Genomic DNA, 6,931 nt, shown 5'->3' with positions numbered 1-6,931 from the left:
CGACCCGCCGCAGGCCGCGGGTGGCGCGCGCGAGGGCGGCGCCGGCGCGGCGCAGGTCGCGCGGGGAGCCGTCGCCGACGCCGACGAGGACCAGGCGCGGGGGCAGCCCGTCCCACGGCAGCGTGACCGCGGACCCGACGGGCCGCGGGAGCTGCAGGACGTACGCCTCGCCCGCCGCACCCGTGAGCTTCACGCGCTCGGCGACCTCCGCGAGGTCGACGCCGTAGCGGACAGCGGCGTCGGCGGTGCCCTCGCGCGGCTGGACGCCGTCGTCGCCCGGGCCCGCAGGGGCGACCGGCACGGCGACGGCGTCCACGGTGCCGTCGGTCAGCAGCGGGCTCGAGACGAGTGCGCCGCCGACGAGCGAGACGTCCGGAGGCGTCCGCCCGACGGCGGCGGTGAACCCGGAGGTCGTCGGCCTCACCATGTCGTGCAGTCCGTCGTCAGGAGACGACGGACGTCAGGGCCTCGCCCAGCTCGGCGGCCTCGGTCGCGTTGAGCTCGACCACCAGCCGTCCACCGCCCTCGAGCGGCACGCGCATCACGATGCCGCGGCCCTCCTTGGTCACCTCGAGCGGTCCGTCACCGGTCCTCGGCTTCATCGCGGCCATGCGGGGGCCTCTCCTTCGCCTCGTCGTCCCGGCCGGGCTGCGAGCGCGCAGGAGAGCGCGCCCGGGAAGGCCCGAGATGCCGGTTGTCCGTCGACCATCTTAGTTCACGTTCGATCCGCCGACCTCGGTCGATGGTGCGTGCACCGCCCGATCGGCCGCGCCCGGACGCCCGTCCAGGTGCGACCGGTCACGGCGGCCATCCCTGCGGCGGCGTCAGCCGCCACATGTTCCACACCCAGACGAGCTGGAGCGCGAGCATGAGCCCGAGGACCGCGCCGAACCACAGCCGCCGGGCCGTCGCGGGACGCGTCACGACGCCCGCCGTCACGGCGCCCAGCGGGAAGGCCAGCAGCATGAAGCGGGCCAGGCTGCTGCCCGGCTCGATGACCGCCGCGATGTAGAGCAGGTACGCCGCCGGCCACGCGTGCAGCTCCCGGCCGAGCCGCCACGCGGCGGGGACCACGACCGTCGCGACGACCAGCGCCGCACCGGCGGCGACCACCCACGGCGCCCACTCGTGGAACCAGAACCGCGACACGTACCCCCACGCGCCGAACGGCTGGACCTCACGCACACCGCGCCACGACTCCTGCGTCTGCAGGTACGCGTCGGGGACGCCCGTGACCCAGCCGCAGATCAGCGGCCACGCGACGCCCGACACCGCGGCTGCGGCCGCGAGCGCCACGAGTCCGCCGACGTCGCGCGCACCGAGGTGGTCGTCGCCGCGCCGGCTCGCCCGCCAGCGCACGAGCGCGTGCACCACGATGACGACCGCCATCGGCAGCGCGACCGCGCGCGTGAAGCCGAGCGCGAGCACGACCGCCGCGGTGGCGAGGTAGCGGCGCTCGACGAGCAGGAGCAGCGCCGCCGCGATGAGCAGAAGCGCGAGCGACTCGGTGTACGCGACCTGCAGCACGACGGCCGTGGGGAACGCCGTGACCAGGGCGACCGTCGCGAGCGGGAGGCCGGGGCGGGCCGCGACCGCGCGCGGCGCACCCCGCTCCACCAGCCGGTGGATGACGACCGCCGCGGCGGCGCCGAGGACCAGGGCCGTCAGCGGGGCGACGACGTACCAGGGGCCCGTCGTCAAGGTCATGAGACCGCGCACCAGCAGGGGGAACAGCGGGAAGAACGCCCAGACGTTCTGCTGGACCAGGCCGTCGGACCCCACGGGGAGCTCCGTCGGGTACCCCTGCTCGGCGGCCTGCCGGTACCAGCTCGCGTCCCACATGAGGCCCGTGAACTGCAGGTAGGACGGCTGCCCGGGGGTCCAGTAGTTCTCCACCTGGGACTGCGCGGTGACGACCAGCGCGACCGCGCTGAAGGCCCGCCCGGCGAGGTAGACGGCGAGGGCCTGGAGCCACCAGGGCCACGTGCGCGGGTCGGCGCGGCGGCGGGCGGGGGCGTCGGGTCCCGCAGCAGCCGTCGCGTCCGCCGGGGCCGCCTGCTCGTCCGTCGGCTCGACGTCGGTCGGCTCGACGCCCGTCGGCTCGACGTCCGTCCGCTCGCCGCTCACGCGATCCCCCGCACGGCCCGCGCGGGCGGGGCGTCGCCGCGCAGCACGGCGACCATGTCGAGCGTCCGCCGGGTCGCCGCGACGTCGTGCGCGCGGAAGACGCGCGCACCGAGCCACGCCGCGACCGACGTCGCCGCGAGGGTGCCCTCGAGGCGCTCGTCGACGGGGAGGTCGAGGCTCTCGCCCACGAAGTCCTTGCGGGACAGCGCCATGAGCACGGGGTGCCCGAGGGCCACGAGCGCCGCGGTGCGGCGGACCAGGTGCAGCGAGTGCCACGTGTTCTTGCCGAAGTCGTGCGTCGGGTCCACGAGCACCGACGCCGGGTCGACGCCGAGCTCCACGGCCCGCCGGGCCCCCGCGGACACCGTGGCCACGACGTCGTCGAGGACGCCGTCGAGTGCGTCGTCAGGCTCCCCCGGCCGGTCGTCGGACGAGGTGCGCGGGTACGCGACGCGGAACGGGTCGGTGCGCGGGCGGGCGCCGCCCGTGTGCGAGCACACGACGCCGAGACCGCGCTCGGCGGCGACCTCGACGAGCTGCGGGTCGTGCCCCGCCCACGTGTCGTTCACGAGGTCGACGCCCTCGTCGGCGGCGGCGCGGGCGACGTCGGCGCGCCAGGTGTCGATGCTCACGAGCAGGTCGGGGTGCCGAGCGCGGACGCGCGCCACGAGGGGGACCACGCGGGCGATCTCCTCGGCGGCGTCGACGCGCGGACCGCGGCCCGCCCGGGCGCCCCCGAGGTCGACGATGTCGGCGCCCTCGTCGTGTGCGCGCGCGACAGCGGCGTCCGCCGACGCGTCGTCGTGCCGGGCCGCGGCGTAGAACGAGTCCGGCGTACGGTTCACGACGGCCATGACGACGGGGCGTCCGTCGCCGACGACCCGGCCGCGCAGCCGCAGCGGGGCACCGGCAGGCGGTACGTGGAGCGCCGCGCTCACCCCGCACCCTCGGCGGACGACGCCGCTCGTGCGGTCTCGCGCGCGGCGGCCTCCTCCTGCGCGCGCAGCTCGGCCCCGCGCGTGCGGACGATGTCGACGGCCTCGTCGGCGCCGTCGACGACCTGCAGCAGCCCGAGGTCCACGTCGGAGATCATCCCGCTGTCCAGCACGGGGCCCCCGACCCAGTCCAGGAGGCCCTGCCAGTACGCGCTGCCGACGAGCACGATCGGGAAGCCCGTCACCTTGTGGGTCTGCACGAGCGTGAGCGCCTCGAAGAGCTCGTCGAACGTGCCGAAGCCGCCGGGCAGCACCACGAAGCCCTCGGAGTACTTGACGAACATCGTCTTGCGGGCGAAGAAGTACCGGAAGTTCACGCCGAGGTCGACGTAGGCGTTCATGCCCTGCTCGAACGGCAGCTCGATGCCGAGGCCGACCGACAGGCCGCCCGCCTCGGACGCGCCGCGGTTCGCCGCCTCCATCGTGCCCGGGCCGCCGCCGGTGATCACGGCGTACCCCGCCTCTGCGAGCCGGCGGCCGACGGTCACGCCGGTCGCGTACTGCGCGCTGCCCTGCGGCGTGCGGGCGGAGCCGAACACGCTCACCGCCGGGCCGACCTCCGCGAGCGCGCCGAAGCCCTCGACGAACTCGCTCTGGATCCGCATGACGCGCCACGGGTCGTCGTGCAACCACGAGGCGCCCTCGGTCCGGCTCAGCAGGCGCTGGTCGGAGGTGCTGGAGGGGATCTGCCGGCCGCGCAGCAGGACAGGGCCCTTGCGATACCCCTGGCCGGGGGCGGGCTGACCGTCGTCGCTCATGGGGTGACTCTAGGCCGCGGGACCGCACCCGGGTGGGCGTGCCCGGGCCTCGTCACCGACCCGCCGCCGGACCGACGCCGGGCCGACGCCCGAGCCGCCGCGCGTCAGGTGGTGAGCCAGGCGCGCAGCGCCGCGTGCGACGTCCGGATCTGCTCGACGGGGCACCGCTCGTCGTCCTTGTGCGCGAGCAGCGGGTCGCCCGGGCCGAAGTTCACGGCCGGCACGCCCAGCGCGGTGAACCGTGCGACGTCGGTCCAGCCGAGCTTGGCCGCGGGCACCCCGCCGGTGACGGCGAGGACGACGTCCGCGAACGCGGCGGCTGCCGGGTGGTCGAGACCGGGCCGGGCGCCGGGGGCCGCGTCCGTGACGACGACGTCGTAGCCGTCGAGCAGGTCCCGCACGTGGCGCGTCGCCTGCTCGACGTCCTTCGAGGGGGCGAACCGGTAGTTCACGGTGACGACGCACGCGTCGGGGATGACGTTCGCGGCCGTGCCGCCGGAGACGAGGACCGCGTTGAGCGACTCGCGGTAGGTCAGCCCGTCGACCTCGACGTGCGCGGGCTCGTACGCCTCGAGCCGGCGCAGCACCTCCCCCGCCGCGTGGATCGCGTTGCGTCCCATCCACGCGCGCGCCGAGTGCGCGGCGACGCCGGTGAGCCGGACCTCGGCCCGCAGTGTGCCGTTGCAGCCGCCCTCGAGCCCGCCGTCCGTCGGCTCGCACAGCACCGCGAAGTCGCACGCGAGCCACTCCGGGTGCTCCCGGACGACCCGGCCGAGGCCGTTGAGGTCGGCGGCGACCTCCTCGTGGTCGTAGAACACCCACGTGACGTCGTGGACCGGGTCGGTCAGCTCGGCCGCGAGCGCGAGCTGCACCGCGACGCCCGCCTTCATGTCGACCGTGCCGCGACCCCACAGGACCGCGTCGTCGCCGTCGCCCTCGAGCCGGGTCGGCACGTTGTCGACGATCGGCACGGTGTCGAGGTGGCCGGCGACGCACACGCGTGACGGCCGTCCGAGGTGGGTGCGGGCGACGACCGTGTCGCCGTCGCGGAGCACCTCGAGGTGCGGGTACGCGCGCAGCGCGGCCTCGACGAGGTCGGCGAGGACCGTCTCGTCCCCGCTCTCGGACGGAACGTCGCACACGGCGCGCGTGAGCGTCACGAGGTCGGCGCGCAGGTCCAGGGCAGCAGGGGGCGTCGCGGTCACGACTGCGACCCTAGCCGCCGCGTGCCGGGCGAGCCCCGGGGTGACCGACGGCACGACGCCGGGCCACGGTGCTACCGGTCGGTACGCCTGCGGCGTTGTCTAGGGTTGTCCGCATGACAGCACGCACGGCCTGGGGCTTCGGCCTGGCGACCATCGCCGCGGACGGCACGACGCTCGACACCTGGTACCCGGCGCCCGCGCTGGGCGAGCCCCCGGCCGACGCCGCCGTCCCGCCCGAGCTCGACGGCGCGGCCCGCGTCGACGACGCCCGCGGGGTGCGGGTCGAGGTCGTGCGCACGGTCGTCGACCTCGACGCGCCCCCGGCCGACACGGCCGACGCGTACCTGCGCCTGCACCTGCTGTCCCACCGGCTCGTCGAGCCGCACGGCCAGAACCTCGACGGCGTCTTCGGCGTCCTGCCGAACGTCGTGTGGACCGACCGCGGCCCGTGCGCGGTCGACGGCTTCGAGCAGACCCGCGCCCGCCTGCGCGCCGCGACGGGCGTGCCGGTCACGGTCCTCGGCGTCGACAAGTTCCCGCGCATGGTCGACTACGTCGTCCCCGCGGGCGTGCGCGTCGCCGACGCCGACCGGGTGCGGCTTGGCGCGCACCTCGCGAGCGGCACGACCGTCATGCACGAGGGCTTCGTCAACTTCAACGCCGGCACGCTCGGCACGTCGATGGTCGAGGGTCGGATCTCCGCCGGGGTCGTCGTGGGCGACGGTTCCGACGTCGGCGGCGGCGCGTCGATCATGGGCACGCTGTCCGGTGGCGGGAAGGTCACCGTGTCGCTGGGTCGCCGGTCGCTGCTCGGCGCCAACTCGGGCCTCGGCATCCCGCTGGGCGACGACTGCGTCGTCGAGGCGGGCCTGTACGTCACCGCGGGCACGAAGGTCACGCTGCTCGGCTGGTCGCCCGACGGCACGCCCGACCCGGCCGCGGAGCCGCGCGTCGTCAAGGCCCGCGAGCTCGCCGGGGCGCACGGGGTGCTGTTCCGCCGGAACTCCCTGACCGGCGGTGTCGAGGCCGTCGCGCGCGCCGGGGCCGGCGTCGAGCTCAACGCCGCCCTGCACGCGAACTGACGCCGTGGCCCGTCGACGCTCCCGGCGCGGTCGCGCCACCCGGGTCGGCTGCGGCGTCCTCGCATTCGTCGTCGTCCTCGGTGGCGCGACCACCGCGGTCGTGTCCGTCCTGCGGATGCACGACGCGGCGCCCCCGCTCGCGCAGCGGTGCTCGGCGACCGTCGACGGCACGAGCTGGTACCTGGACCCGGAGCAGGCCGACAACGCCGCCCTCGTCGCCGCGGTCGCGCTGCGGCGCGGCCTGCCCGCCCGCGCCGTGACCATCGGGCTCGCGACCGCGCTGCAGGAGTCGAGGCTCGTCAACATCGACTACGGCGACCGAGACTCGCTCGGGCTCTTCCAGCAGCGCCCCTCGCAGGGCTGGGGCACGCCCGAGCAGGTCCTCGACCCCGTCTACTCGACGGGCCGGTTCTACGACGGGCTCGTGCAGGTCGCCGGGTACACCGAGCTGCCGGTCACCGAGGCCGCACAGGCCGTGCAGCGCTCGGGCTTCCCCGACGCGTACGCGCAGCACGAGGGCCGTGCGCGCGCCTACGCGTCGGCGCTCACGGGGTTCTCCCCCGCGGCGCTGAGCTGCCGCCTGCACGACGCCGAGCCGGGCAGCGTCGGGGCGGACGCCGTGGGGGCGCGCGTGCTCCGCGACCTCGGCGAGCTGCCCGTGACCCCCGCGACCGACGCCGACGGCCGGCCGACGGTCCTGGTCGACACGGCCCCGCTCGCCGCCGCCGACCCCGCGGGGGCCGGCCGCGTGGCGTGGGCCGTCG

7 protein-coding genes and 1 pseudogene are annotated in these 6,931 nt (G+C 76.0%); 2 read left to right on the top strand and 6 right to left on the bottom strand.

What is annotated here, in order from left to right; translation table 11 throughout:
- The 6 genes and pseudogenes from CBZ_RS10820 to dapE all read right to left on the bottom strand — a co-directional run.
- A pseudogene (locus CBZ_RS10820) lies at positions 1-427 on the bottom strand (M17 family peptidase N-terminal domain-containing protein); the annotation flags it as partial.
- Positions 428-443: 16 nt separating this feature from the next.
- A complete protein-coding gene (locus CBZ_RS10815; protein WP_013772033.1) occupies positions 444-611 on the bottom strand; it encodes a DUF3117 domain-containing protein in 168 nt (55 codons plus the stop codon).
- Positions 612-798: 187 nt separating this feature from the next.
- Positions 799-2,127, bottom strand: coding sequence for a hypothetical protein (locus CBZ_RS10810; protein ID WP_246013273.1), 1,329 nt, complete (start codon positions 2,125-2,127; stop codon positions 799-801).
- Positions 2,124-3,065: a dihydropteroate synthase gene (gene folP / locus CBZ_RS10805; RefSeq protein ID WP_130781561.1), complete on the bottom strand. Its 942-nt coding sequence runs from the start codon at positions 3,063-3,065 to the stop codon at positions 2,124-2,126. The genes CBZ_RS10810 and folP overlap by 4 nt, the downstream gene beginning before the upstream one ends.
- Entirely contained in the window at positions 3,062-3,880 is an 819-nt protein-coding gene (locus CBZ_RS10800; protein WP_130781560.1) for an LOG family protein, read from the bottom strand. The genes folP and CBZ_RS10800 overlap by 4 nt, the downstream gene beginning before the upstream one ends.
- 104 nt (positions 3,881-3,984) lie before the next feature.
- Positions 3,985-5,085: a succinyl-diaminopimelate desuccinylase gene (gene dapE / locus CBZ_RS10795; protein WP_130781559.1), complete on the bottom strand. Its 1,101-nt coding sequence runs from the start codon at positions 5,083-5,085 to the stop codon at positions 3,985-3,987.
- Between the two features lie 113 nt (positions 5,086-5,198).
- Between dapE and dapD the strand changes: the two genes are divergently transcribed.
- Together dapD and CBZ_RS10785 are read left to right on the top strand one after the other, a co-directional pair.
- A complete protein-coding gene (gene dapD / locus CBZ_RS10790) occupies positions 5,199-6,167 on the top strand; it encodes a 2,3,4,5-tetrahydropyridine-2,6-dicarboxylate N-succinyltransferase (RefSeq protein ID WP_130781558.1) in 969 nt (322 codons plus the stop codon).
- Between the two features lie 4 nt (positions 6,168-6,171).
- A partial coding sequence (locus CBZ_RS10785) for a hypothetical protein (protein ID WP_130781557.1) occupies positions 6,172-6,931 on the top strand: 760 nt, incomplete at its 3' end.

It is taken from the genome of Cellulomonas biazotea, assembly GCF_004306155.1.
Lineage (GTDB): Bacteria > Actinomycetota > Actinomycetes > Actinomycetales > Cellulomonadaceae > Cellulomonas > Cellulomonas biazotea.
This window is presented reverse-complemented; position numbering and strand designations above follow the sequence as displayed.

What these genes read in the sequence shown, in the direction of transcription:
- dapD (WP_130781558.1), top strand. Translation starts at nt 5,199, where the DNA reads ATGACAGCACGCACGGCCTGGGGCTTCGGCCTGGCGACCATCGCCGCG.
- CBZ_RS10815 (WP_013772033.1), bottom strand. Translation starts at nt 611, where the DNA reads ATGGCCGCGATGAAGCCGAGGACCGGTGACGGACCGCTCGAGGTGACC.
- CBZ_RS10800 (WP_130781560.1), bottom strand. Translation starts at nt 3,880, where the DNA reads ATGAGCGACGACGGTCAGCCCGCCCCCGGCCAGGGGTATCGCAAGGGC.